The organism is Leisingera sp. S132, assembly GCF_025144465.1.
Taxonomy (GTDB): Bacteria; Pseudomonadota; Alphaproteobacteria; order Rhodobacterales; family Rhodobacteraceae; genus Leisingera.
The window spans coordinates 1,992,687-2,017,413 of the sequence record NZ_CP083553.1 but is presented as its reverse complement, the minus strand read 5'-3'; the positions used below and the strand labels follow the sequence as shown (position 1 = coordinate 2,017,413).

The window sequence follows — 24,727 nt, the reverse complement described above, 5'->3', positions numbered from 1 at the left end:
TGTGAATAAAATGCGGGTATCAAAGGATTTATCTGTAAATGAATTTCAGGACTCCTGCCGGAGTTGAAAATAAATTTGCATGCGGGCGCATACCGCTTCTTGTTTTTATGGTTTTTTCTGTAAATTGAGAGGGGCGGCGTTTGCGCTCTCATGGTGGCGCAACAGCCCGGGAGCGGCGACCTGCCGCAGGCAGGACCGGGCCGCCGCCTGCGGCATATTGTGCCGCCGCTGCAAAATGCGGGCCGCGAGGGATGTGCGAGTCGCTGCGTCACCTTTGCTGCCGGGGGGCTTGGCAGGGCGCATCCCTGCCGCTAGCCTGACGGGCAAGCGTCCAGGCCGGATTTCCTTTTGCCGGCAGTCACAAGGGCGCAATTCGGGAGAGTTACATCATGAACAGATTTCTGACTGCCGCCGTGGCGGCTGCTGCGGGTTTTGCCATCGCCGGGGAGGCTGCTGCCACCGAATGGAACGTGTCCCTGTGGGGCAAACGCCGCGCCTTTACAGAGCATGTGGAGAAGCTGGCGGAGCTGGTCAGCGAAAAGACCGGCGGCGAATTCACCCTGAACATCAGCTATGGCGGGCTGTCTAAGAACAAGGAAAACCTCGACGGGATTTCCATCGGGGCCTTTGAAATGGCGCAGTTCTGCGCCGGCTACCACCGCGACAAGAACCCGACCATCACCGTTCTGGAACTGCCGTTCCTGGGTGTGAACACGCTGGAGGAGGAAGTGGCGGTCAGCCATGCGGTCTATGCCCATCCGGCGGTGCAGGCGGATCTGGCGCGTTGGAACGCCAAGCTGCTGATGACCTCGCCGATGCCGCAGTACAATATCGTCGGCACCGGCGAGCCGCGCGATGAGCTGGCTGAGTTCAAGGACATGCGGGTGCGCGCCACCGGCGGCATCGGTCAGGCGTTCTCTGCCGTGGGTGCGGTGCCGACCTCGGTAACCGCAACCGAAGCCTATAACGCAATGGAATCGGGTGTCGTCGACACTGTCGCCTTTGCCCAGCACGCGCATCTCAGCTTTGGCACCATCAACAAGGCTGACTGGTGGACCGCCAACCTGAACCCTGGCACCGTGAACTGCCCGGTGGTGGTCAATACCGATGCCTATGACGCCCTGAGCGACGCCGAACGCGAGGCGCTGGACAGCTCAGTAGAGGAGGCGATTGCCCATTACCTGGAGAACTACGGTGCGCTGCTGACCAAATGGGACGGTGTGCTGGCCGAGAAGGGCGTCGAGAAGGTGATGATCTCCGACGACCAGCTGGCCGAGTTCCGCAAGGTGGCCGCCGACCCGATCCGCGCCAAGTGGATCGAGGACATGAGCGCCCAGGGCCTGCCGGCGCAGGAGCTTTATGACCTGGTGCAGAAAACCTTGAGCGACGTGCGCTCGGGCAGCTGAGGCTGACAGAACGGGAAGGGGCCGGGCAGAACAGCACCGGCCCCTTTTGTCTTTGACGATACGGAAATGACGGGGGCAGGGCATGGCAGGCAGCGCGGCGGTGCTGGAGGATGGCAGCCTGATCAGCAGGCTGGACCGGGGATTGCTGAAGGCAGAGCAGCTGCTGGCGCTGCTCAGCGGTTTGGCGGTGTTCTCATTGATGATCCTGGCGGTCGTTTCAGTCGGCGGGCGCAACGCGGCCAATGCGCCCTTGCCCGGTTATGTCGACTGGATCGAACAGATCATGCCGCTGATTGCCTTCATGGGCATCGCCTATGTGCAGCGCCAGGGCGGCCACATCCGCATGGACATCTTCATCGGTGCCCTGAAGGGCCGCGCGTTGTGGCTGTTCGAGCTGGTCTCGGTCGTGCTGATCCTCTTGCTGATCCTGGCGCTGGTCTGGGGCAGCTGGTCTCATTTCCTGCGTTCCTTCGATTTTGCCGCACCTTGGTGGAGCCGCGACAGCTCCATCGACATCGGCCTGCCGATCTGGCCCGCCAAGCTGCTGGCACCGGTGGCCTTTGCGGTGCTGGCACTGCGTCTGCTGCTGCAGGCCTGGGGCTACGGGCGGGCTCTCGTGCTGGGACTGGAAGCGCCGGTGGCGGTGCCGCTGATCCAGAGCGCGGCAGAGCAGGCGGCGGCTGAAGCAGACCAGATGCAAGGCCATGACACAAGTGGCAGCGGGCAAGGGTAAGGCAGATGGAACCGATTGAAATCGGCCTGTGGGTCACGGGCGGCCTGCTGGCCATGGTGGTCCTGGGAATGCGGGTCGCCTTTGCCGCCGGCCTTGCGGGCCTTGCCGGCCTCATCTGGATCTTCTGGGCCAAGTTCGGCTATGACCCGGCCCGGTTCGGCAAAGCGCTGACCATCGCGGTCAAGACCGCAGGCCAGGTGCCGCATTCCAAGGTTTCCAGCCAGGCGCTCAGCCTCATTCCGACCTTCATCCTGATCGGCTATCTCGCCTATTACGCAGGGCTGACCCGCGCGCTGTTCGTGGCCGCCAAGCGATGGATCGCCTGGCTGCCGGGCGGGCTGGCGGTCTCCACCGTGTTTGCCACCGCGGGGTTTGCCGCAGTATCCGGCGCCTCCGTGGCGACCTCCGCCGTCTTTGCCCGCATCGCCATCCCGGAGATGCTGGCAATCGGCTATGACAAGCGTTTTGCCGCCGGTGTGGTGGCGGCGGGCGGCACGCTGGCGTCGCTGATCCCGCCCTCGGCCATTCTGGTGATATACGCCATCATCGTTGAGCAGGATGTAGGCAAGCTGCTGCTGGCGGGTTTCATCCCGGGCGCTTTTTCGGCGGTGATCTATGGCCTGTTGATTGTGGGCATTGCGGTGGTCTTCAAATCCGTCGGCCCGCCGGTCGGGGGCTTTACCTGGGGTCAGCGGTTCGCCGCGCTGCCCGGTGCACTGCCCATCGTGCTGGTGGTCGTGATCATCATCTGCTTTGTCTACAACCCCTTTGGCGGCGATGCCTGGGGCACTCCGACCGAAGGCGGCGCTATCGGTGCCTTCATCGTGTTCCTTTATGCGTTGAAGGAGGGGATGAAATGGGCGGAGCTGAAATCGGCGCTCTTGGAAACCGCCAAGCTGACGGTGATGATCTTCACCATCATTTGGGGGGTGCTGATCTATGTGCGTTTCCTTGGCTTTGCAGATCTGCCGGGGGCGTTTTCCGACTGGATCACCTCGCTGGAGATGTCGCCGATGCTGATCCTGATCTGCATCCTCTTGGCCTATGCGGTGCTGGGCATGTTCATGGACGCAATCGGGATGCTGCTCTTGACCCTGCCGGTGGTCTATCCGGCAGTGATGGCGCTGAACGGCGGTGAGAGCGTTGCCGCGGCGGACAGTGCCTTTGGCATGAGCGGCACAATGTGTGCAATCTGGTTCGGCATCCTGGTGGTGAAAATGGCCGAGTTCTGCCTGATAACCCCGCCCATCGGCCTCAACTGCTTTGTCGTGGCTGGCGTGCGCGATGACCTGAGCGTGCAGGATGTGTTTCGGGGCGTAACGCCGTTCTTCATCGCCGATGCAGTGACTATCGCGCTGCTGGTGGCGTTCCCGGGGATTGTGCTGTGGCTGCCTTCCTTGGCCGGGTAGGCTGTACAGAAGGGGAAGCGTGTTCAGGGCTCACCAAAGCAGACCGGCTTGGCAGGCGGGCGTGCAGGGCCTATATGGCGCGGCATGACTGATTTCGCCCCCCTGCACCAGGCCGCGCGGTTGAGCGTGGCACCGATGATGGATGGGGCGGGTTTCTGGAAAAATACACAATAAATCAGTATCTTGCTGGTGTTTAATTGTGTGTGTTGTCCCGAAAGTTGTTCCGAGTCTAGTTGTTCCCTGCCCGGAACTGCAAAAAACGCCGCTCAATGGCGGCGCTTTTACAAGTTGGCTGGGGTTGGCTTGTCCTAGCTGTGCATCTGGCGGAATGCCCGTTGGGCTTCCTCCCGCCTTCTGTCCAGGTACTCGGCCAGATCCTGCAGGTGAACTCCCTTTGCGCTCTTTTGGCTTGCCTCGATCGAGACAAGCGGCAGCGCGATCTGGCCTTCATTCACCTTGCGAAGAAACTTCGGCAGGGTCAGGTGCTGGAAATAGTCTTGCACCACAACATCCGCAGGAATGACTGCGCGGCCGTTGTATTGTGCCATAAGCAAAAAGGCTGTGTTCATCCGTCTGGCCTCCTGATCAGTCCAGAAATTCGAATTCGATGCGGTTCACGGGTTCGTCAGGTGGGCAGCCGCGGTGGGCGGCGAGCATGTTGATGAAATCGGTCGGCGCATATTCGGGGAAGCCTTCGCGGGTGCAGTCCTCTACTGTGATGGCGTTGAGGGGTTCGCGGCGGGTGCTGGTGATGCGAATCTGGCAGATGCGCTGCACCTTCTCACCTGGCTTGAGGCCCATGCACTTCACGCAGGCATTCACCACGTCGCCGGGCTGCAGGAACCACCAGCCAAAGCGGCGGGTGACCGTCTTGGTGCGGTTGCGCATCTGTTCCGTGGTCAGTGCGAATGACATGTTGCGGGGCATTTGAACCTCCTGGTTTCCGTCGATGCCCCCTCGATCGATGAGGGGGCAGAAAGAGAAACCCGATAGGGTTAGGACGTGCGGCCAAAGAAGTAGGGGCGGCCGGTGTCTTCGGCTGTCTGATGTGCCATCGCCGCAAATGTGGCCTGGCGCATGTATTCGACACGATGCCAGCGGAAGCCGAGCATCAGGCCGTTGGCGGTGGGTCGGAAGCGGAACTTGGCGCGGATATCGGCCGGTTCCTCGCCTTGATAGAGCGGGATGCAGAGGCCGATTTCCGTTGGCACAGTCATGTCGCCTTTGACCTTGGTTTCATCCTCAAAGACAAAGGTGCGGTCGCCGTTTTCCAGCCGGATGCCGCTCTTGAAAGAGACGTCCTGGGTGGCTTCGAGGTCGCGGCAGATTTCTAGCATCACCGAGTGATCCGGGTCGCTGATATCCGCAACGTTCTCTTCGATGAACAGGGCGAATGCCTCCTGCGAGTGCATTTCGCCTTCCATCTTGTTCCAGCGGTCGTATTCCTCACTGTTGCGCAGTTTTAGGGTTGCCGTGTGGGATGCGTGCTGGCGCTGCAGGTCGGTGCTGTTGTCGTTGTGCCAGTCCAGGTGCGCGCGGATCAGCCCGGCGTCATAGTCGGCGATCAGGATTGATCGGCCGTCGCTGAAGCGGTTGACATAGTTGGTCAGGGATTCCCGGTCGTCGAGGATAACGGCCTGTCTGATGTGCTCGGGCAGGAGGTTCGGGTCGGAAATATCCTTGAGGTCAAAGCCTTCAGGAATGAAAGCGTGCTGCCGTCCGTCCGGTCCGGTGATTACTGGGTTTGCCAGCCGGGCAGCTTCAATTGCTGTGTCCATTGCTTGTTTGGGCAGGTTGGCGTCGGTGTTCTGCATTGTCTATTCCTTTGGTTGCAGGGTGATCATTCAGTGGCGGCAGGGCGTCGCCGCTCAATTTCGTCTTCAATGTCCATTTGGTTCGGGTCGCGGCGGCTGAGGCGGCCATCGTCGTCAGCGAAATAGATGCCGGTGCCCATTTGCCGTTGCGGTGTTTTGGAGCTGATCTTGGGCGTGCATTCGATCTGTCCTGCCTTGTTCCGCTTGAAGGGCAGTTTGATTGTGATTTCACCATCGCCACCGGTTTCGGCCATAGCGCTGATCACCTTTTCAAGGTGGTCGTCAGCTTCATGCAGGAGCTGGCCGCGGCGGAATGACTGAAGAAATTCGAGGAAGTTGATTGTGTGATTGGGCAGGGGCATGTCGTGTCCTCTGTTGGTGGGTTAGGGGCGTGGGGTTGCGAGTTTGCCGGTCCATGCGTCGAACTCGGTGCGCAGGGCCTGGAAGCGTTCGGCGGCTGCTTGGTCGTGCAGCAGGTCGCAGCGGCTGCTGACCAGGCAGACCTGGCGGACGTATTCCGCTGCAGCGCCCTGGGTGAACTGGCCGCCGGGGTATCCGCAGCGTTTGGCTGCGAAGGTCTGAAACCGCGGGTCATTGCAGAGGATGCCTGCCTGGGTCGATGGCGGCAGATCGTCAAAGCGCTGTTTGGGTTCTGTGGTCATAGGCTTGCCTTTGTGCATTGCTGGGCGCGGCGCGGTGGCGTGAGTGGTGGACTTTGCCGCGCCCGGCGGATTTGGCGGGGCGTTTCGGGACGTGCCCCCGGCCAGTGTGCTAAGGCGCAGGTTTCAAGCGGCCTCGGCAACTCGTGTGCGGGCGGGCGGCAGTGGGGCTGCGCCGTTGTACGGGCAGTCCGGGCGGCCGTCGGTGGCGCGGGCGGTGCGGGTGTCGCGTGGCAAATCCTTGGCTTGGCGGATCCAGTCGGCCAGCGCCTGGACCTGATCGAGGCCAGACCCGGTGACACCGTAAAGGGTGACCTTATAGAACGCCTCGTCAGGGGTCATGGGCTGCGATTCATTCGGGATCAGCGTGCCGCCGAGACCGGAAAAGATCACAGCGCGGCAGATATCACTGGCAACCGCCATATGCTGCGCGGTTGCGTAAACCTCCTGCGGGGTGGGGCGGGTCATGCCAGCGCCCCCGGTGCGATGAGTGCCGGCGGCCGGGTGGAGTATCCCATTTCCGCGATACGGCGCTGGATGCGGGCGGAAAGGGCGGCGGCACGTTCTGCCCGGCGGCGCGCGATTTCAGTAACGCCATTCGCGGGATCGTGCAGGGCGCCATCCGGCAGGGCGGCAAAGCGGGGCGAATTTCCGAGGTGGAGAACCTGGCAAGCGCCTGCCTTGCCGGGTGCGGTCTGCTGGGTATGCTGTGTCATGGTCTGCCTTCTCCGTGTTTGGAGAAAGCTGTATCACCTTAAAAGGTGATAAACAACCCCGAAAGGGTCAAATTAATCCCTTCGGGGTTGTCGCGTGATTAGAGTGCCATTTCCATAACGCAGATTCTCTTGCCCTGACCGTCCTTAACTGTTGGCCCCGCCTTTGTGGTTGGCAGGCCAATCGAGGTGAGCCAGCGGACATATGCCGGCGGCATCAGGGCGATCAGTTTTGATGCTCCCAGAGTTCTGGCCGCTCCGGTAAGTGCCAGGGCGTTTTCGGCCAGTATTGAATTGCGCTCCGCTTGGGGGATGCTGGGGTCAACAGTAAAGCGTGTTGCCTCCCAAACTCCGCGTTCCCGGGGTGGGGTTTCCATGAGCGTATCAGGGATGCCTGGAAGTTTTCCTTCGCAGGCGTCGTTGATCATGTAGGACCAATCGCCAAAGTTTCCGTATGTCGGGTTGAGGCGTGAAGCGGCCAGCGGAGCGCCGTTGGCGTGGCTGATGACATAATGCGTTTGGGGGGTGTCGTACTGGTCGGCCTCAGCCTCCTCTGTGTGAGGAATGGCCCATTGCATTTCGTCAACAAAGAGCTGTTTCCGCATTTTTAGGTGTAGCCACCAAAGCTGGCCGTGCTCGTGGATTGTTTTCCAGGAAACAACGCTGTGCTGCATGTCTATTCTCCAAGTTGCAAACTAGGAGAAAGACTTGCACTGCCTAGGCGGGGGTTTCCTCTACTTTATGGGGTGAAGGGTTAAACCTGCGATGGCGCAGATGTTTACCGCGGCGGTGAAGTTGTTGACCCCGATCTTGCTTTGCACGGCTGTCTTTCTTTGCTTCACCGTTTCTTCGGAAATGTCGAGTTTCGCAGAGATTTCCTTGGCGCGGTATCCCTTCGCCGCAAGGTAAACTACGTCGATGTGTTGGGGGAGAAGCAGTTGGGCCTTGGTGGTCAGATATCCCATGTGGGCCTCCCGCACTGCCCGTGTTGCGGCTTCGGTTGCGGCTTCAGAAGGGGCTTTATTGATAGTGAGGCCGACCAGGCAAGAACTCCCTGCGATTGTGTCTGTGATCGAAGTTCCAGACTTTAGCCCATAACCGAAGCAGGCGTCCTTGAAGTCCGCGTCCTGGATGGATTCAGCGTCCCATTGGTGAATACCGGGGCCGCTAAGGCCGCTGGTCACTGCGGGGTCCTGGGTCAACCAGCCTCGCTCATGGTAAAGGCCCTGCCATTCGTTCGAATATGTGGTGTGTACGTCAATCTGCCCGGTGCGAAACGAGCCAATTCCAAGTGCGAGGCCGTGGGGTGCAATGTCGGACAGGTCTGCGGGTACGTCGGAAAAAAACTGCATGAAAATCTCGCGGTATCACCTTTTGGGGTGAAATTTACCATTTTGGGTATTGAACCACAAGCGTAAGTTGTGCAGCTTGGCCGCGCATAACGTTACTGGATATTTGAGATGCGTGACATAGTGCCTTCGGCGAAAGAAGATTTGAAAGCTCTCGTGGAGAAGATGAGCGACGCCCAGGCGGCTAAGTACCTGGAAGAACTCAAGAAGCGGACCGATCAGCCGCAGAACTAGAGATTCTCTCAAGTTCTCGCATAGCTTCTTCTTCTGACATTCCCTCGATAAGCTTGAAAAGCTCGGTCTTAGTGTTCGACAAAGGGTTGTTGGAGTCTATCGCCATCAAGTTCGAACCGAGTACTGCCAGAATTGCCTCTAGGCTTTTCTGAGACAGGGTTTTGCTTTCCCCTCGCATGAACTTCCCCAAGGTGTTTGGGGAAACCTTTGCAGCCTGGCAGACCTGCGCTGCCTTCATGCGCTTAGACCCCATCAAGGCGCCCAGGTTGGCGCGTCTTTTCTCCCAAATATTATCCATACCGGCGATCCGCTTTTTGCTATTGCGGCATACTTTCACCTTTTGGGGTGAAAATGAATATACCAAAAAGGTTGTTTACACACCTCGCAATGCTACATATAACCTCAAAAGGTGATAAAACAACATTTTGAGGTTGCGCCGTGAAGCCAGAGGGCGAAAAAGAGACCTTCCTGCCTGACTCGGATGAGTTCAGGTCTTGGCTTAGGGTAGCCAGGCAAAGGCTAGGTATCAAACCCTCGACGCTAAGCGTGGCGGCTGGCGTTGCTCCAAATACATTGGGGAAGTTTGAGGATGAGCGCGTCAAGTCGCGCGAAATCCACCTTTCAACGGCCGCCAAGATCTACCGCACCGCTCTAGCTATGGCATCCGAAAAAGATGTTGAGCTTCCCCCTCTGGACCATTTTGCCAAAGATCAAGAGGGCGGCGAATGACTGACGTCCGTCCAGAAATCGCCCCTTACCAGTCGGCCTCAGTTGTTCAGGGATCGCCAGGCACGTGCTTGCTTTCCCATGCAGTACTCAACCATCTTCCAGTCGGGTTCCCATTCGTTGGCGCAATCCGAAAGGATCACGTCCCCAACATCCTTCGGGAGGTCTTGGGTGTGTTCAAGCATGCTGCTTATCGCGCGCAACTGCTTTCTTGCGCAGTGCGCGACCATTTCCCATTCATTGCCCCACTCCTCGGTGCAGAGCGTGAGAGCGGGATCGAGGCTGTCTGGTGCGTCGTTTGCAATGGCTTCAAACGTTCGAAATCCTTTGTGCCGTTTGTTCAAGCAATACTCGATCATCTGAAAGTCGCTGCCCCATTCCTTGGTGCAGTCCGCGCGGGCAGCGGTTTCATCGTAAACCGGTTCCGGGACTTTCGCCAATGCGACTTGGGGGCTGGCGCTAATGACCAGCACAGCGGCTGCCGTCAAGAAATGTCTGGCGGGTTTCATGAGAATCCTTTCGTCGTTCAAATTGATCCCGCGAAGGGTGCAGGCAATCGGCGTGGCGGACAAGCCTCGGTTGTCTGCGGAATTTCTGCAGGGCGGGCATCTGTCCCCGTTATGCACGCTGACCAGGGGCAGGCGTTCCTGCAGAAAGCCCCCGAATACCTCCCTGTTGGACTAGGGCGCGCAACGACTACCTCGCTGCGCGCCCCTTTTTCCGCGGGGGTGGCTGATGCGTGATCTTTCCGAAACGGCGCTGGAATTTCCGAACCAGCCGGATTGGGTGTGGTTGGGCTGGTTCTGGCGGCCTGTTGGCCTGTTCCGGGATAAACTGATGCTGCAGGATGCTGCCGCTGATGCCGCCGGAAAACTGGCGTGCCTGGCCTCTCCTTATGCGCGATATGATGGCGGGCCAGTCCTGGCGGCCGATATTGCGCTGGAGTGGATGGGGCAGCTTGCCAGTTCCGGTGTGCTGCCGATTACTCCGGCCTATCTGGCATATGAATGCGGGTTGGAAGAGGCCAGGCCGGAAAGTGTTCTGCGCTATGCGGACCTGGTGATTATTCCGCCGGTGCCGGGCTGGCATTCGTCTGCCTGTGTTTGGCGGGCGGCATGCTGCGCGTTGGCTGATCACAAGCCGGTTTATCTTCTGGATGGGGAGGGTGCCTGATGGGCCAGAACCTTTCCAGTGCCGTTATGCAGCAGCGGAGCGAACCGCACAGCAGTCTTGACGATTTCCCAACTCCGCCTTGGGCCACGCGGGCGCTGTGGCGGTTCCTAGTGTCGCAAGGTTTCACTGCTGGCGGAGTGGCGCGTGAACCTGCGGCCAATCGGGGGCACATGGTGCGCGTCCTGACTGAAATCTTTGACACGGTAGAGGCAGCGGACGTTCACGATTACGGCGCTGGCTTCCCGGTGCGGGATTACCTGTTTGGGGCTGATCCGGAGGCGGTTGATTGGACGTTTTCGAACCCGCCGTTCAAGCTGGCTGAGCAGTTCATAGAGCGCGCCTTGCGGACAAGCCGCGAAGGGTGCGCCTTTCTGGTACGCAGTGCCTTCCTTGAGGGGCAGCGGCGGTATGAGGATCTGTTTTCCCGGCGCTCGCCAGCCTTCGTTCTGCAATTCGCTGAGCGCGTCGTGATGCACAAGGGGCGGTTGGCTCCGAAAGGCAGCACGGCCACGGCCTATTGCTGGGTGGTGTTCCTGGCGGATTACCGTTCCGGTGTGACGGAGCTTCATTGGGTGCCGCCGTGCCGCGCGCTTCTGGAGCGGGAGGGCGATTACCCGGATGGCGGGTTTGGGCTTGCTGAATTTGATCGGGGAGTGCTGATCAATGTCTGATCCTTTGATTATCGAGAAATCAGGCTCGCAGCAGGAAATGCCGTCGCCCAAGCGGAAGCTGTGTGTGTCGGAGATTATCGAGGTGGTGCGGGTCTACTATCAGCTCCGTAAGGGTGAGCTGACCGGCCCCAGCCGCGAACGTCGGGTTTCCTGGCCTCGGCAAATGGCAATGGCGATGATCAGGAACCGCACGCTGCTGAGCACCACGGATATCGCTGGTGCCCTCGGTCTGCAGCACCACACCACCGTGATGTACGGCCTGAAGCAGGTGCAGGCGCGCTGCAGGGCAATCCCGGAAATCAAGGCGGATTACGACGAGCTGCGGCGGCAGTTGGCTGAGCGCGCGGGCAGCGCAGATTTCATCCGGCATGAGCATGCACATGGGCGCTCGTTTTCGACGGTGCGCGCGGGGCGAGGCTGACAGGAACTAGCGGCCTGCTGCAGGGCGGGCTGGAACAACAATAAGAGGAAGGGCAGGGCAATGAATGCATACGCAAGGCATCTGCAGCCGGTCGATGCCGAGGATTTGGAGGAGTACCCGATTTCAGCCAGTGACCGGCTGGACTCGCACTACTTCCTGCAATGGAACCTCAAGCGTTGGCGGGCCAGCGAGTTCCGCCGGAAGGCCGATCCTGATGTTGGCTGGTACGGCATGCAGCTCTTTTTCATTGCGCAGGATGAAACGCCCATTGGCACGCTGCCCTGCGATGATGAGCAACTGGCCTACGAGCTGCGGTTGCCGCTGGAGAAGTGGCAGGCGCTGACTGAGCGCAAGATATCGCCGCTGCACAATTGGCATCGGGTGCGGTGCGATAACGGGGAAATCCGCTGGGCGCATCCGGTTGTGATGGAAGTGGCCGCGGAGGCGCTCAAATCGAACCGGAAGAACAAGAGCAATCAGGAGGAACGCAAGCGCGCCAAGCGGCTCAAGGATCTGCAGGACATGATCGAAAGCCGGATCGGGGCGGGCCAGCTTCTGCGGGCGCCCGGCTTCTTGGACCGTTTCAATGACTGGATTGAGGATCGCTATCCCGACGTGCAGCGGCGCGAGGCATTCGTGCGCTCTGCCTTGGATGAATTCCAGACGGAGTGCGCCCCGTGATCGGCTCTGGTGCAATCTGTGCATTCTGTGACGGTCACAGAATATTCCGGGAAAGTTATAGAACCTGCCCGGAAAAACACGGAATTTCCTGTGTTCTGTTCCGGTTGTCCCTTTTTTTGCGCGGTTTCTGTGACCGCCGAAAAGAGAAGAAACGAAATTAAACGAAAAGATATTCACAGGTCGCAACGTCGGGAGTGGGCTGCCTGTGGATAGGTCGGACAGGCTTAGAAAAAGGAGCGGTGAAGGCAGATGTGCAATGACCAAACCGAAAGCAAGCGCGCCCGGGTGCGGAGGCTGGTGATACATCCGCTGCAAGATTTGGGCTTCAGGTTTCCGAAGGGAACGCCGGAAGACAGGCAGCGGGCATTGCTGGACCGGCTGGCCGACTCCATCACCTACATGAGCGACAAGGGGCTGATAGCCCTGCAGCAGTCGCTGCAGACCAAGGGCGAAGGATCGGCGAAATGCTTCTGGCCGTGCCGTGCAACAGTGATGGGCTGGGCCGAGGCGCTGGAATACCGCCCGCTTGATGAGCTGCCTGAGCTGCTGGGTTGGTTCCGGTCCCGTGCCGGGGCGGAGGCAATGCAGGACGGGGTGCTGCTGGCGGAATACCTGTTCTGGCGTGACAACAAGCGGCCCCCTGCAAAGGGGCCTGAGAAAGACCGGGTGCGGCGGCAGGCTGCCGAGTTCAACAGCGAATATCAGAAGATCATGGAACGGCGCGCGCGCGGGTTCCCGGATATCCACGACCAGGGGGAATTCGTCCGCTGGTATGAACGCACGCTGAAGAAGTGCGAGGCGTGGGTGATGGAAGGCAAGGCGGCCCGAAATGGGACTGGAGCGAAAGAAAGGGTGCAAGCGTGAGCGAGCAGGTAGCAGTAGTGGCTGCAGATGGTGAGGCGGTCATGACGCCCGTACAGGAATACCTGGCGGCGCGCAGGCTTCGCGAAGAGGAAGAGGCGGCGCGGATCGAGGCGGTGAAGGCCCGCGGGAATGTGCCGGCGGAATGCGGAGACCGGATACCGGATGCTCCGGCGCGCGGTGCCTTCCGGGTGTTTGAGCCAGTGCAGTTCTATCCATCAGGCGAAAAAGACTATGAGGCGAAACCCGCTGGCTTTGAAGGCCGCAAGGCGATGCAGATGGCTGATGCCTTTGACGTAATGGCGGCCAGTGCGGCGCGGAAGAAAAAGCCGGCGCCGTTCTCGCCCGGTCAGGTAGCGATGGGGCGTCATTACCGGGATCTGCTGGAGCGGTACGAAAGTGCGGGCGTGCGCTGTTCTTCCGTTGAGGCGATCCGCACGGGCGGCAGCGGGCAGGGCGGCGAATTCATTGACGCAGTGCTGCGCGACCGGGAAGAGATTGAACGGCTGCGCCGCCGCATTGGCAACGGGGTGGCGATGGAGGTGCGGCGGGTGCGTCCGTCCAAGCGCGGCACGCGCGGCGCCATCAACAACCGTGTCCTGGTGGATATGGTCTGCCTGCATGACAAGACAATCAGCGACGTGCTGCGCAAGCATCATTGGTCGGTCAACGGCGACAATGTGAAGGCTGTGACGCGGGCGCTGGCCGGTGTGCTGGATGCGATGGCTGGGCCGGTGAAGGGCGGTCAAATACTCGCTCTGTGAGAAATGGGCTTGACGCTTACATCATCTGCGTGCCACAGAATATGCATCATCACTAAATGCGCCCGCAGGAAACTGCCGGGCGCTTTTGCTTTGGTGCTTTCGAACATCGGAGGTTGTCATGTTATCGGCCGGGGAAAGCCCGGACGCAAAGGGGGCTGCTGTGCTGAATATCTCTGCCAATTTCGATGAGGCTGAAAGGCTGCTGTCGGATCTGGCCCGCAAGCAGCTTCCCTATGCAACCTCGCTGGCGCTCAATGAGACTGCCCAAGAGGTGAGGGAGGCTGAGGAGCGTGAGATCGAGAATGTTTTCGATAGGCCTACCCGCTTCACCAAGCGGGGGCTGTTTCTGCGCAGGGCGACAAAGATCAGGCTGACCGCAACGGTCGGTGTCAAGCGTGTGCAGTCTGAATACCTCAAGATGCAAGTGACCGGCGGGGTGCGCAGGCCAAGGGGGCAGGCGCTGGTTGTTCCGGTCGGTGCAAGGCTGAACAAGCACGGGAACCTGCCAAAGGGCGGCCTGTCCCGTCTGAAGAAGCGCAAGGGGGTGTTCACCGCCAGCCGCAGCGGGTTGAAGGGCAAGCACCTCCCTGCAGGGATCTATCAAAGGTCCGGGCGGAAGGGTTCCAGCAAGCTGAAGATGCTCGTCGCCTTTGAGCCGCGGGCTAGCTACCGCAAGCGTTACGGTTACGGGCCGTTGGCTCTTCGTGTTGCGAGAAACCGCTTCGAAACTGCGTTCGTGAACGGGATGCGCAAAGCCCTGGCCACGGCAAGGTAAGCTCTGGGTCCTCTCCAGCCCCTGGTCGCACGGGGGTAATTCGCGCCCCGGTTCATTTGAGCCGGATTTTTTGTTGGGGGGTTATGGTTTCGGTTGTTGTTGTTCACGACCTGGGAGAATGAAGGATAGGTCATGTCTGAGTTGCTCACATTGGAAAGCGGGCAGGTTATCGACCTGTCGCTCTATCCGCTGCCTGAGGGGATCGAAGACGAGACTTTCAACCGGGAACAGCTTGCCCGTGCCATGGCGGTCTCGGTGGTCACAATTACCAAGTGGATAGATGCCGGGATGCCGGTTCTGTCCATGGGCGGCAACGGCACCAGTTACGAATTCCTGTTCAGCCACTGCTATGCTTGGCGGAAGTGGCGCGAGGCGGGCGAGGCGCAAGAGCGCAAAGCAAAGTTGGACAGCGCGGCACAAAAGGCCATGCTGTTTATCAACGACGCTGAGGAAGACGACCGTCCGGCGCTATCGCCCAAGGAGGTACGGGAGTGGTCTGAGGCAGAACTGATCCGAAACAAGGCTGCTGAGCAGCGCGGCGAGCTTGTACGCCGGGCGCAAGTCGAGAGCGTTCTGGATCATGTCCTCATCAGCTTCCGCAATGCGATGATGAATTTGCCGGATTGGCTGGAGCAGGAATTTGGCTTGAGTCCGCTTCAGGTCGACAAGGCGCAATCCTTCTGTGACGGGATCCTGGAGGATACGCGGCACAATATCCGAGAGGCAGGTTTCAGCCCTGCGGATGTTGTTCGCCTTTCGGAAGGCCGGGCAGAGGGTAACGGCTGAAAATGGTTCACATGTCTGATCGTGCCTTGGGCCAGGTTTACGACCTGCCGCCCTTGCCGCCCTTTGCCTCGGCGCAAGAGCTGCTGACCGATGCGCTGCCCTTGCTGGATGCGCCCAGCCGGATGACGCCGACAGAAGCGGCGCAGCGTTATGTGCGGGTTGAGACCCGCGGTGTCTGGCAGAATTATGATCCTGAGGTTACGCCCTACATGGTCGAGCCGGTCGATACGACTAAATCGCGGATCTACAAGGCGGGCGCCTTTGTCGGCCCGTCTCAGTCCGGCAAGACAATGGCTCTGATCACAACCGCACTTCACCCGGTGACGTGTGATCCGGCTCCTGCGCTAGTGGTCCATATGGACCGGCCAAGCCGGGACCGCTGGGTCGAGGAATCGCTAAACCCGGTCATTCAAAACAGCCCGGATGTGCGGGACCGGCTAGGCCGTGGCCGGGATGATGACACATTCATGCGGAAACGGTTCCGCGGTATGCGTCTGATGCTGGGCTATCCGACGCCGCAGTGGCTGTCCTCGGCCAAATACCGGTTTGTTGGAATGACAGACTATGACCACTTTCCGCCGGAACTGGGTGTGCGCAAAGATGCGCCGGAGGGGTCTGCCTTCGATATGGGCCTGCAGCGCATCAAGTCGTTTATGTCTCGCGGCTTTCTGTTCGCTGAAAGCACGCCAGCCTGGCCGGTGATCAAACCGGACTGGTCGCGCCGGAAGGATGCACCGCATGAGTTGCCGCCCGTGCGTTACGGTATCGTGCCCCTTTACAACCGCGGGACACGGGGGCGCTGGTATTGGGAATGCCGGGACTGCGGAGAACTGTTTGAGCCTCGGTTTGACCGTCTGCATTTTGACCCGGATCTGCCGCCGGTCGAGGCGGGGGAAGCTGCCGAGATGGCATGCCCGCATTGCGGCAGCCTGATCGGTTCGCAGCACCGCAATGAATTTAACCGCGCCGGTCTGAAGGGTCGGGGCGGGTGGTTTCATGAGGCTGAAACCGGTGGCGGCATCGTGCCGCTGGGGGATGCGCGGATCCGAGGATCCGAGATCGCAAGCTGGGCTTTGAACGGCGCAGCGGCGACCTTTTCGAGCTGGTCCAGTATGGTGACCCGTTATCTGGACGCGCAGCGTGAAGCCGAGGAAATGGACGATGATCTGGCATTGGGCCGGTTCATGTACACAGAGGTTGGCCTGCCTTACTCCCGTTCCGGAGATGAGGAGGACGGGGACCTTACCGTCAAATCGCTGAAGGCAAAGCGGCAGGAACGCCCGCGCGGTGTGGCTCCTGCCTGGGTGCGGTTCATTACCGTGTCCATCGACGTGCAGGGCACCTATTTCACGGTCCAGGTGACAGGTTGGGGGATTGATGGTTCCCGCACCGTTCTGGATCGTTTCGACCTGACGCAGCCGCCGGTTGATGCCGATGGCGCGGCCCCGAAAAGAAAGCTGGATCCTGGCAAGTACCCGGGCGATTGGGATGTCCTTGCGCCCCTGGATCACCAGCTTTGGCAGGTCGAGGGTGCGGACTGCGCGTTGCGTGCTGTGACCCTGGGCGTCGACTTCCAGGGCGCGCCCGGTGTGAGTGATAATGCCGAAGAGTTCTGGCGTAAGCGGTCCAAAGCAGGGCAGGGCAGCCGATGGTTCCTTACCCGTGGTCATGGCGGTTTCAATCAGCGTGACCGTGTTTGGCATGAGGCGCCGGAGCGTTCGAACAAGAACAACAAAGGCCGCCGGATCAAGCTGCTGAACATGGCAACAGACCGGTTGAAGGATTCGGTGGCCGCAGCACTTGGGCGTCCGCTTGGTGACCGGCGCAGCTTTCCGCTGCCGGAATTCTTGAGTGAGGACCACCTGGGCGAGTTCTGCGCCGAGGAGCGGCTGGAAAAGGGCTGGGCGCTGAAAAAGGGCCAGAAGCGAAACGAAAGTTTTGACTTGTCCGTCCAGGCGCAAGCGATGGCGGAGCACAAAGGCCTGCGCCGGATCAACCAGGAGGCGCCGCCGAATTGGGCGACCCTCGGCGAAGGTAATCCGCATTGGGTTGCTGGCGCACATGTACCTGAAACCCCGGATCAACCGGCCCCGAAACCCAAGCGGCGCAAGCGGCGCGTTGGCAAAATGAGAGTGTGACAATGGCATATACCCAGGCGGATCTCGACAGGCTCCAATCGGCAATGGTGAAAGGCGCCTCTGAGGTCGAGATGAACGGGGAAAAGGTGAAATTCCGTAGCCTGGACGAAATGCTGCGGCTTGAGCGCAAGATCAAAACCGCCCTTGGGAAGTCCACGGGGTCGCGGCGTGTTCACAATCCGCTGACCAGTACGGGGTTCCGCTGATGAGCTTCCTTTCACGCGTTGCGCCGCGTTTCGCTCTGCGCCGGGAAATTGCCCGCACTCAGCTTGAGATTCTTAAGCAGCGGCGAGCTGAAAAATCGGCTTCGGCTGGCAGCTATGCGCCGGTCGGCGGCGGACGCCGGTCGCGGGAGTTTTACCGCAACAGCCGGGATGCGCAGGGCGCCATGCGGGGCGCGCGGATGCCGCTGGCCCATATCGCCCGCGACATGCTGCGCAATAACCCCCGAGTGGTGCGGGCCAACAATCTGTTTGCCGGTTATACCATTGGCGCCGGGATCCGGCCGGTTGTGGAAATGGTCAGCAGTGAGGCTGACCAGGACAAGAAGCGCATTGAGGGCCTGATCGAGGATCACTTGCTGACCACGGCAATTGATGCGGATGGCAATTCAACGCTGTTCGGTCTGCAGTCTTTGAACATGAAAACCATTCCCACTTCGGGGGAGGTTTTGATGCGCCGACGGATGCGCCGCGCAGCAGATGGATTGCCGCTGCCATTCCAGATCCAGTGCTTGGAAACGGACTTTCTGGCGCAGAACCGGGACACCGGCCAGGGGGCTAATGGCCGTCTGATTGAGGAGGGGATCGAGTACGGCCCCACCGGACGGCCGGAATTCTATCATCTCCATACGTCGCACCCTGGATCAATCTATGGTGGCGGTGATGTGCGGCGGGTGTCTGCCGAGCATATCGCGCATGCCTTCATGGTTGACCGGCCTGGCCAGCGGCGCGGGGTGAGCTGGTACACGCCAGTCATGCCGGAGCTGATGGATATTCATAAGTTCATGCAAGGGACCCTGAAGCGGCAGGAAGTTGCCGCCATGTTCGCGGGGATCCTTAAGCGTGTTGGCGATGACGACCCGGACGGGGACAGTGCTGATTTCCTCGCTGAGGTCGAGGCTGGCGGCATTCTGGAGCTTGATCAGAATGACCAGCTTGAGTGGAACGACCCGCCCAGTGCTATGGATGCTGAGCCGGTTGTGCGGCTGATCGACCGGGTGATCGCCACGGGTCTGATGCTGACCTATGAGGGGTTCACCGGCGACTACAACCGCACGCACTACGCCTCCGGACGTATGGCGCGGATGGATCAGGACCCGATTGTGAGCTTTTGGCAGCAAGAGCTGATGATCGCCAAGCAAATGAACAAGGTGGGCGGTTGGTTCAAGGAGGCCGTGTATTTCAAGACGGGTATTGCCCCGGATGAATACCGGCTGAAATGGACGGCGCCGCGGCGCCCGGTGGTCGATCCAACCAAGGATTACCCGGCGCTGAACAAGAAGATCCGGGCGGGCCTGGCGTCCCGTTCCAGCGTCATCCGCGAAGCGGGAGAGGATCCGGACCGCGTGATGCGGGAAATCGAAGATGACAACAAGCGCGCGGATAAAACGGGCGCCGTCTTCGACAGCGACCCGCGCAACACCACGGCCAGCGGTGGCCAGCATGCCAACAAAGACAGCAAAGGAGAGGGTGATGAGTAGCATGACCCAAATCGCGCAGCGGATGTTTGGCGTTCCGCTGATGATCGAGGAGCGGAAGGCGCGCGTGATTGCTGAGGCTTTCAGTCCGCGGGTTCTGGGTGTTCAGATCGAACTGGGTGCGACAATGGGCGAACATGCCGGCGGCTTTACCGGGCCGCGGGCGGGGTCAATCCTGCATGACGGCATGTCCACATACCTGACGCAGGAGCGCCGTGGCTATATCAAGCACGGCGGGGTGGCTGTGATCGAGGTGGTCGGCTCGCTGGTGCGGCGCGGATCCTGGCTAGGGCAGTCTTCGGGTATGACCAGCTATGAGGGGCTGCGGGCGCAGATCTCGGCCGCGGCCTCGGATCCTGATATCAAGGCTATCGCCCTCGAACTGGACACGCCGGGCGGCGAGGCCGCCGGGGCTTTTGAACTGGCAGCAATGATCCGCGAAGTGCGGAAGTCCAAGCCGGTTTATGCCTTCTGCGCCGAAAGCGCCTATTCCGCAGGCTATGCCTTGGCGAGCCAGGCAGACCTTATCACGGTGCCGGAGTTCGGCGGCTGCGGTTCCATCGGCGTCATTGCCATGCATGCGGAGCAATCCCGCAAGCTGGACCAGGAGGGGATCACGGTCACTGTGATCCGGGCGGGCGAGCGCAAGGCTGAAGGCAACTCCATTGAGCCGCTGCCTGAGGCGCTGCTGCAGGAATGGCAGGAGCAATGCGAGAAAATGCGGGTGTCCTTCGCGCAGCTAGTCGGCGAGGGGCGCGGAGACCGGTTCGACATGGCCGCGGCCCTGAAATCAGAGGCCCGGTGTTTCGATGGTCCCGAGGCGGTTCGTCTCGGCCTCGCTGACCGCATGGCCGATCCGAAAAAGGCATTCGACGCGATGGTCGCGTCGGTGAATGAAACCGGCGCATGGGATGGCAGCATCCCGGATGCGGGCGCCGTTTCTCTGTGCAGCCCCGGCTGCGAAACCGGGGCAGAGGTTCCCCAGAAGCAAAAGGAGAGCCACATGAGTGGTGAGGTCAAGGATAAGGTGGTGGCCGGACAGGGCGCCGAAACCCAGGGTGCGGGCGCGCCTGATGCGGCTGCGGAGGCCACTGCCCGTGCGGGCAAGATCACCGGCATGGTTGCCAAGGCGGGCTTGTCCGCTGCGTTCGCGCAGGAGCTGGTGGAGAGCGGTTGCACGGTCGAGGCGGCTGGCATGAAGGTCATCGACAAGGTGGCGGCAAACGCCCAGGACGGCGGCGATATCCGCAACGCTGATACGTCGGTGCGGATCGTATCGGACAGCGTTGAGAGGACCCACGCCGGTATGGTCGAGGCACTTTCGGCAAAAGCTGGCCTGGATGGCGGCAAGCGCAATGAGTTCTATTCCATGTCTCTGCGCGAAATGGCCCGCTACACACTGACGTCGCGCGGTCTGGCTGTGCCGGTGGGCGGCGCAATGCAGATGGTTGGTGCGGCCTTTGTTCCCAGTATGGCGGGCGGTCAGCACACCACTGCCGACTTTGGCCACGTCCTGGCTGATGTGGCGCACAAGTCCATGCTGCTGGGCTACCAGGAGGCTGCGGAGAGCTTTGAGCAGTTCACCCGGGCTGGCGTCCTGACCGACTTCAAGAAAACCAAGCGGGTCGGCATGGGGCTGTTCCCGGCGCTCGATGAAGTCGGCGAAGACGCCGAATTCAACTATGCAACCATCGGCGATTTCGGCGAGGAGATCATGCTGGCAACCTACGGCAAGCTGTTCAAGATTTCCCGCCAGGCCATCATCAATGACGATCTCGACGCCTTCACCGATATTCCGCGCAAGATGGGCCGGGCTTCCAAACGGACGGTTGGCGCGATGGTCTTTGCTGTTCTGAACAGCAATCCCGCAATGTCTGATGGCAAAGCGCTGTTCCATGCGGACCACGGCAACCTTGCGGGAAGCGGCGCCGCGCCGTCCGAGGGCACGATTGACGCGGGTCTGACGGCCATGGCGGAGCAGAAGCCGCGTGAAACCAAGGACGAGAACGCTGTCCTGAACATCCAGCCGAAATACTTGCTGGCGCGCACGACGCAGCGGGCTGCCGTTCTTCGCGCGCTGAATTCCGAAAAAGCTCCCGACACCTCGGGTGGCAAGGGTTCCCAGGCCTATAACACCGTCTACAAGTCGGCGGAGCCGATTCTGGATGCGCGTGTCAGCGGCAATGCCTGGTTCCTGCTGGCGGATCCGGAAGCCCACGACACCATCGAAGTCGCCTACCTGGATGGCCAGCGTGAACCCTACATCGAGCAGCAGGAAGGCTGGACCGTCGACGGCACCGAAATGAAGGTTCGCCTGGATGCCGGCGTTTCGCCGATGGCGTGGCACGGGATGTACAAAAACCCCGGGCAGTAAGTCAATTCGCCTGAAAAACTGATGTGACCAAAGGGCGGCCATTCGGCTGCCCTTGGTCTTTCTGGAGCAAGGCCTGATGAAATCCGGCCGGAAAGGGAAACCATGAAAAACCAACTGCAGGAGGGTGAAGTCCTGACCGTTACCGCCCCCTATGACGTCAAGTCCGGAGAGGGCTGCAAGGTGGGTGCTATCTTCGGCATCGCCTCGATTGATGCGCTAGCAGGTGAGCCGGTGCAGATCAAACGCCGCGGGGTCTTTGACTTGATCAAAACCAGTGCGCAGGCCTGGACCCAGGGGGCGAAAATCTACTGGGACGATACCAACAAGCGCACCACTACGGCTGCCAGCGGCAACACGCTGGTTGGTGCGGCGACCCTGGCGGCGGCAGATCCTTCCGACACCGGCACGGTGTTGCTGGACGGTGCAGTCCGCTAAGATCTGATGTCGTCATACTTTGATGGGATGGCCGGGCTGCTGACAAGTGTACTTGGCAGCACGGTCTCCCATACGCCACCCGAGGGCGGTAAACACATACTGGATGCTGTTTTCCGCGAGGATCCAATGGAGATCCCAGACGAAGATGGCGGCAGCACCCTTGTCCTTTCGCCAACTTTGAAAGTGCCGGCCGATCATGCGGGCGGCATCGTCCGCGGCAGTGTGATCGAGCCGGGCAACGGCAAGTCCTACAGCGTGTTGAATGGACAGCCTGGCGGCAGCCCGGCTGTCGATGCTTTTGTTATCTATGAACTGGAGGAACTCTGATGTCTCAGGGTGTGAAAATGGTGGCGCTGCAGAGCCGCACCGCTGCGCAATCCCCGACCGGCAAGGCGCTGCGGCCCGGCGACCCTTACGAGGTTCCCGAGCAAGCGGCCGGGGCAGAAGAGCGCCGCGGTCTCGGCAAGCGGGCCGACGGGAAGGTCAAGGACAAGGCCTGATGCATCCGCGGTCGGTATTACGGAAGGCATTGCGGGATGCGGTTTCCGCAGCTCCTGAGTTCTCCGGTGTCACGGTCCTGAAGGCTTGGGTCAACAATGTTGACCCTAAAGCTCTGCCTGCCTTCGGGGTGTTCACGCCCCGCGAACTAAGCCGGAAATCTGACGCAACACAGGTGCTGCGGGCAACTGATGTTGTCGTGCAGTACCGATGCGAAGGCATTGAGGATCTGGAAGACAATCTGGATGATGTCAGCGCCCTTATCGAGGCGCTGGTTCTGCCCGTGCTGGCTGATCACGGCGAAGGTGATCACCAGCTTGAGAGCACAGATATCGACATGTCCGGCGAGGGATCTCGCCGGATTGGAAAGCTGAACATGACATTCCGGGCGGTGAGGTTCACCCCGGAAGGACTGCCAGCGTAAACATCAGCAGAAAGGGACCCGCTCATGGCGCGGCATACACTGAAAAACGCAGTGACCAAACTCGGGGGGAATGTCATTGACGGCCTCCGGCAGGTCGATATCGAGGAAACCGTGGGGGATGTGGATCTGACGGCTGCCGGGGATACCTGGCAGGACCATGACACCACCATTCCGGGCTGGACTGCGAGCCTCAGCTATCTGGCTGACCACGCCGCCGGTGCGAACCAGACCCTGCGGGCCGGGGATGTTGTGACCTTCGAAGGTTACACCGAGGGCGACGGCAGCGGAAAAACCTACTACTCCGGCACGGTGTCGATCCTGTCGCAGAAGGTCGGCGGCAGCCATGACGGCGAGGCAACCCGTGAATACTCGGCCAAGGGCAAGGGCGCCCTGAACATCGCGGCGGTGGCCTGATGAGCGATATTCTGGCAAAGCTGAAATCGGTCCACAGCGACCGCAAAATGGTCAAGGTCCATGTGCCGGAATATGGTATCGACCTGTTTTTCCCGCCGCTGTCGCTGGCAGATCATGAGGCGATCCGCAAGGGTATCCGGCCGGATGATGAGCATGCTCTGATGGTGTCGGGGCTGATTCATCAGGCGAAAAACGCCGATGGCACGCCCGCCTTCCCGAATGAACCTGCGGTCAAGGCCGAACTTCACCGGATGGAGTTCGCGGTCGTGGCGCGGGTTATGCGGGAGGCGGCCGGGGAGGTTGGTGAGACGGCGAACCGTGAGCTGGCCGGTCTGAATGGTGAACAGCTCCGCGAGGCGATGCTGTCAGTCCTGAAGGATTGCCCGGAACTGACCGCGGCCGTCAAAGACGCGAAGCCGCATTTGCTGCTCTATCACCTGGAGCGGATCGCCGCCGCTCATGAGGCAAAGCAGCCCCTAAAAAACGCCTGAAGGGCGACCGGCGGGCGCAAGCTGTCTGCCGGATCGCCCTCGCCCTGGGCAAGTACCCCCATCAAATCATGAAGGATCTGCCCGCTTTTGAGGCGGATCTTCTGGATGCATACCTGGATCTGAGAGACGAGGCGCAGCATGCTTGATCTGCTGAAATTCGACATTACGGCGCAGTCACGCACCGCCTCGGCCTTCGACCGGACGCGGAATGACCTGAAGGGGGTGAAAGGCGCGCTGGCGGGTGTAAATGATTATGCCCGCCGCGCAGGCCGGTCTATTCGCAACGTCGGGGCTGGGCTGAGCGCCGCCCTGACTGCGCCGCTGGCTTATATCGGAAAGCAGTCTGTGCAGCTCTATGACCAGCAGGCAGAGGCGGAACGGACGGTAGAGCAGGCTATCCGCTCCACCGGAGGCGCCGCCCGCCTGTCGGCTCAGGAATTGAAAGGTATGGCGGCCGCGTTGCAGGGTGTCACCACCTTTGGAGACGAGGATATCCTGCGCAATGTGACGGCGCCCCTGCTGACGTTCACCAAGATCCAGGGAGATGTTTTTGAACGGGCGCAAACCAATGTCCTGGACATGGCGACGCTCCTGAAAATGGACCTGAAAAGCGCATCCATACTGGTGGGTAAGGCGCTGAATGATCCCATTAAAGGGATCTCGGCCCTGGGCCGTTCCGGTGTTCAGTTTTCCGATGATCAGAAAAAGGTGATCAAGTCGCTGGTTGAAACCGGCGATGTTGCTGCCGCGCAGGCTTTGATCCTGAAAGAGCTGGAAACGCAGTTCCAGGGGCAGGCTGCTGCTGCGGCGGATCTGCCGCTGGGTCAGTGGCGCCAGCTTTCGAACGCAATTGGCGACGTCAAAGAAGAACTCGGCAAAGAAATTGTCCCGTTCCTTGTGCCTTTGAAAGAGCATGTCAGCGGGGCAATTCAGTGGTTTTCCGCACTGTCCCCGGAGGTTAAGCAAAACATTGTCCTGGCTGGCGGGCTGGCTGTTGCCCTCGGGCCTGCAATTGCCGCTATCGGCCTGCTGTCGCTGAGCCTGCCGGTTGCGGCTACTGCGCTGGTCGGGGTCGGCAA

The 24,727-nt window shown here is 60.4% G+C and carries 34 protein-coding genes; 22 read left to right on the top strand and 12 right to left on the bottom strand.

Features of this window, described 5'->3' with window-relative positions; translation table 11 throughout:
• Positions 1-389: 389 nt before the first annotated feature.
• From K3725_RS09930 to K3725_RS09920, 3 genes are all read left to right on the top strand, one after another.
• The gene (locus K3725_RS09930; protein ID WP_065266444.1) at positions 390-1,406 is read left to right on the top strand and encodes a C4-dicarboxylate TRAP transporter substrate-binding protein; all 1,017 of its coding nucleotides are present in this window, start codon (positions 390-392) and stop codon (positions 1,404-1,406) included.
• An 82-nt stretch (positions 1,407-1,488) separates the two neighbouring features.
• Positions 1,489-2,139: a TRAP transporter small permease subunit gene (locus K3725_RS09925; protein WP_260015160.1), complete on the top strand. Its 651-nt coding sequence runs from the start codon at positions 1,489-1,491 to the stop codon at positions 2,137-2,139.
• A gap of 5 nt (positions 2,140-2,144) precedes the next feature.
• Positions 2,145-3,548 carry a TRAP transporter large permease gene (locus K3725_RS09920; RefSeq protein ID WP_260015159.1) on the top strand — a complete coding sequence of 468 codons (1,404 nt, stop codon included), beginning with the start codon at positions 2,145-2,147 and terminating at the stop codon, positions 3,546-3,548.
• 308 nt (positions 3,549-3,856) lie between these two features.
• Here the strand turns inward: K3725_RS09920 and K3725_RS09915 are convergent, their stop codons facing one another.
• From K3725_RS09915 to K3725_RS09870, 10 genes are all read right to left on the bottom strand, one after another.
• A complete protein-coding gene (locus K3725_RS09915; protein ID WP_058287143.1) occupies positions 3,857-4,117 on the bottom strand; it encodes a pyocin activator PrtN family protein in 261 nt (86 codons plus the stop codon).
• A 16-nt stretch (positions 4,118-4,133) separates the two neighbouring features.
• Complete coding sequence (locus tag K3725_RS09910; protein WP_260015158.1) at positions 4,134-4,475, bottom strand: ASCH domain-containing protein; 342 nt, start codon at positions 4,473-4,475, stop codon at positions 4,134-4,136.
• Between the two features lie 68 nt (positions 4,476-4,543).
• Positions 4,544-5,362, bottom strand: a complete 819-nt coding sequence (locus K3725_RS09905) for a YfdQ family protein (protein ID WP_260015157.1) — start codon at positions 5,360-5,362, stop codon at positions 4,544-4,546.
• A 26-nt stretch (positions 5,363-5,388) separates the two neighbouring features.
• Complete coding sequence (locus K3725_RS09900) at positions 5,389-5,724, bottom strand: hypothetical protein (RefSeq protein ID WP_260015156.1); 336 nt, start codon at positions 5,722-5,724, stop codon at positions 5,389-5,391.
• 21 nt (positions 5,725-5,745) lie between these two features.
• Positions 5,746-6,024, bottom strand: a complete 279-nt coding sequence (locus K3725_RS09895; protein ID WP_260015155.1) for a hypothetical protein — start codon at positions 6,022-6,024, stop codon at positions 5,746-5,748.
• Positions 6,025-6,147: 123 nt separating this feature from the next.
• Positions 6,148-6,489: a hypothetical protein gene (locus K3725_RS09890; RefSeq protein ID WP_260015154.1), complete on the bottom strand. Its 342-nt coding sequence runs from the start codon at positions 6,487-6,489 to the stop codon at positions 6,148-6,150.
• On the bottom strand, positions 6,486-6,737 hold the full coding sequence (locus K3725_RS09885; protein ID WP_260015153.1) for a hypothetical protein: 252 nt from the start codon (positions 6,735-6,737) through the stop codon (positions 6,486-6,488). The genes K3725_RS09890 and K3725_RS09885 overlap by 4 nt, the downstream gene beginning before the upstream one ends.
• 98 nt (positions 6,738-6,835) lie before the next feature.
• The gene (locus tag K3725_RS09880; protein WP_260015152.1) at positions 6,836-7,408 is read right to left on the bottom strand and encodes an acyl-homoserine-lactone synthase; all 573 of its coding nucleotides are present in this window, start codon (positions 7,406-7,408) and stop codon (positions 6,836-6,838) included.
• Between the two features lie 60 nt (positions 7,409-7,468).
• A complete protein-coding gene (locus K3725_RS09875) occupies positions 7,469-8,086 on the bottom strand; it encodes a LuxR C-terminal-related transcriptional regulator (protein WP_260015151.1) in 618 nt (205 codons plus the stop codon).
• 199 nt (positions 8,087-8,285) lie between these two features.
• The gene (locus tag K3725_RS09870; RefSeq protein WP_260015150.1) at positions 8,286-8,615 is read right to left on the bottom strand and encodes a helix-turn-helix transcriptional regulator; all 330 of its coding nucleotides are present in this window, start codon (positions 8,613-8,615) and stop codon (positions 8,286-8,288) included.
• Between the two features lie 248 nt (positions 8,616-8,863).
• Between K3725_RS09870 and K3725_RS09865 the strand changes: the two genes are divergently transcribed.
• The gene (locus tag K3725_RS09865; protein ID WP_260015149.1) at positions 8,864-9,046 is read left to right on the top strand and encodes a hypothetical protein; all 183 of its coding nucleotides are present in this window, start codon (positions 8,864-8,866) and stop codon (positions 9,044-9,046) included.
• A 38-nt stretch (positions 9,047-9,084) separates the two neighbouring features.
• On the opposite strand, the gene K3725_RS09860 is transcribed toward K3725_RS09865, so the two are convergent.
• Positions 9,085-9,615, bottom strand: coding sequence for a hypothetical protein (locus K3725_RS09860; RefSeq protein WP_260015148.1), 531 nt, complete (start codon positions 9,613-9,615; stop codon positions 9,085-9,087).
• 163 nt (positions 9,616-9,778) lie between these two features.
• On the opposite strand from K3725_RS09860, the gene K3725_RS09855 reads away from it, so the two are divergent.
• The 18 genes from K3725_RS09855 (at position 9,779) to K3725_RS09770 (ending at position 23,648) form a co-directional block, all read left to right on the top strand.
• On the top strand, positions 9,779-10,216 hold the full coding sequence (locus tag K3725_RS09855) for a hypothetical protein (RefSeq protein WP_260015147.1): 438 nt from the start codon (positions 9,779-9,781) through the stop codon (positions 10,214-10,216).
• 170 nt (positions 10,217-10,386) lie between these two features.
• On the top strand, positions 10,387-10,887 hold the full coding sequence (locus tag K3725_RS09850; protein WP_260015146.1) for a hypothetical protein: 501 nt from the start codon (positions 10,387-10,389) through the stop codon (positions 10,885-10,887).
• Positions 10,880-11,308 (top strand): helix-turn-helix domain-containing protein, encoded by a 429-nt coding sequence (locus tag K3725_RS09845; protein ID WP_260015145.1) that lies wholly within the window; start codon positions 10,880-10,882, stop codon positions 11,306-11,308. The genes K3725_RS09850 and K3725_RS09845 overlap by 8 nt, the downstream gene beginning before the upstream one ends.
• Before the next feature lie 60 nt (positions 11,309-11,368).
• A complete protein-coding gene (locus K3725_RS09840; RefSeq protein ID WP_260015144.1) occupies positions 11,369-11,989 on the top strand; it encodes a hypothetical protein in 621 nt (206 codons plus the stop codon).
• Between the two features lie 249 nt (positions 11,990-12,238).
• Complete coding sequence (locus tag K3725_RS09835; protein WP_260015143.1) at positions 12,239-12,853, top strand: hypothetical protein; 615 nt, start codon at positions 12,239-12,241, stop codon at positions 12,851-12,853.
• The gene (locus tag K3725_RS09830; protein WP_260015142.1) at positions 12,850-13,614 is read left to right on the top strand and encodes a hypothetical protein; all 765 of its coding nucleotides are present in this window, start codon (positions 12,850-12,852) and stop codon (positions 13,612-13,614) included. The genes K3725_RS09835 and K3725_RS09830 overlap by 4 nt, the downstream gene beginning before the upstream one ends.
• Positions 13,615-13,732: 118 nt before the next feature.
• Positions 13,733-14,389, top strand: a complete 657-nt coding sequence (locus K3725_RS09825) for a hypothetical protein (protein ID WP_260015141.1) — start codon at positions 13,733-13,735, stop codon at positions 14,387-14,389.
• Between the two features lie 132 nt (positions 14,390-14,521).
• Positions 14,522-15,175: a terminase small subunit gene (locus K3725_RS09820; RefSeq protein ID WP_260015140.1), complete on the top strand. Its 654-nt coding sequence runs from the start codon at positions 14,522-14,524 to the stop codon at positions 15,173-15,175.
• A gap of 11 nt (positions 15,176-15,186) precedes the next feature.
• Positions 15,187-17,313, top strand: a complete 2,127-nt coding sequence (locus K3725_RS09815) for a phage terminase large subunit family protein (RefSeq protein WP_260015139.1) — start codon at positions 15,187-15,189, stop codon at positions 17,311-17,313.
• 2 nt (positions 17,314-17,315) lie between these two features.
• Positions 17,316-17,519, top strand: coding sequence for a phage head-tail joining protein (locus K3725_RS09810; RefSeq protein WP_260015138.1), 204 nt, complete (start codon positions 17,316-17,318; stop codon positions 17,517-17,519).
• On the top strand, positions 17,519-19,015 hold the full coding sequence (locus K3725_RS09805; RefSeq protein WP_260015137.1) for a phage portal protein: 1,497 nt from the start codon (positions 17,519-17,521) through the stop codon (positions 19,013-19,015). The genes K3725_RS09810 and K3725_RS09805 overlap by 1 nt, the downstream gene beginning before the upstream one ends.
• The gene (locus K3725_RS09800; protein WP_260015136.1) at positions 19,008-21,386 is read left to right on the top strand and encodes a S49 family peptidase; all 2,379 of its coding nucleotides are present in this window, start codon (positions 19,008-19,010) and stop codon (positions 21,384-21,386) included. The genes K3725_RS09805 and K3725_RS09800 overlap by 8 nt, the downstream gene beginning before the upstream one ends.
• A 102-nt stretch (positions 21,387-21,488) precedes the next feature.
• Positions 21,489-21,821, top strand: a complete 333-nt coding sequence (locus K3725_RS09795; RefSeq protein ID WP_260015135.1) for a DUF2190 family protein — start codon at positions 21,489-21,491, stop codon at positions 21,819-21,821.
• 6 nt (positions 21,822-21,827) lie between these two features.
• Entirely contained in the window at positions 21,828-22,148 is a 321-nt protein-coding gene (locus K3725_RS09790; RefSeq protein WP_260015134.1) for a hypothetical protein, read from the top strand.
• On the top strand, positions 22,148-22,321 hold the full coding sequence (locus K3725_RS09785; RefSeq protein ID WP_260015133.1) for a hypothetical protein: 174 nt from the start codon (positions 22,148-22,150) through the stop codon (positions 22,319-22,321). The genes K3725_RS09790 and K3725_RS09785 overlap by 1 nt, the downstream gene beginning before the upstream one ends.
• Positions 22,321-22,743 carry a hypothetical protein gene (locus K3725_RS09780; protein ID WP_260015132.1) on the top strand — a complete coding sequence of 141 codons (423 nt, stop codon included), beginning with the start codon at positions 22,321-22,323 and terminating at the stop codon, positions 22,741-22,743. The genes K3725_RS09785 and K3725_RS09780 overlap by 1 nt, the downstream gene beginning before the upstream one ends.
• A 24-nt stretch (positions 22,744-22,767) precedes the next feature.
• On the top strand, positions 22,768-23,157 hold the full coding sequence (locus K3725_RS09775) for a hypothetical protein (protein ID WP_260015131.1): 390 nt from the start codon (positions 22,768-22,770) through the stop codon (positions 23,155-23,157).
• Positions 23,157-23,648: a hypothetical protein gene (locus K3725_RS09770; RefSeq protein WP_260015130.1), complete on the top strand. Its 492-nt coding sequence runs from the start codon at positions 23,157-23,159 to the stop codon at positions 23,646-23,648. Before K3725_RS09775 ends, K3725_RS09770 begins: the two co-directional genes overlap by 1 nt.
• Here K3725_RS09770 and K3725_RS09765 read toward each other — a convergent pair.
• The gene (locus K3725_RS09765; protein WP_260015129.1) at positions 23,615-23,788 is read right to left on the bottom strand and encodes a hypothetical protein; all 174 of its coding nucleotides are present in this window, start codon (positions 23,786-23,788) and stop codon (positions 23,615-23,617) included. The two genes, K3725_RS09770 and K3725_RS09765, sit on opposite strands and share 34 nt — an antisense overlap.
• Positions 23,789-24,727: the final 939 nt, after the last annotated feature.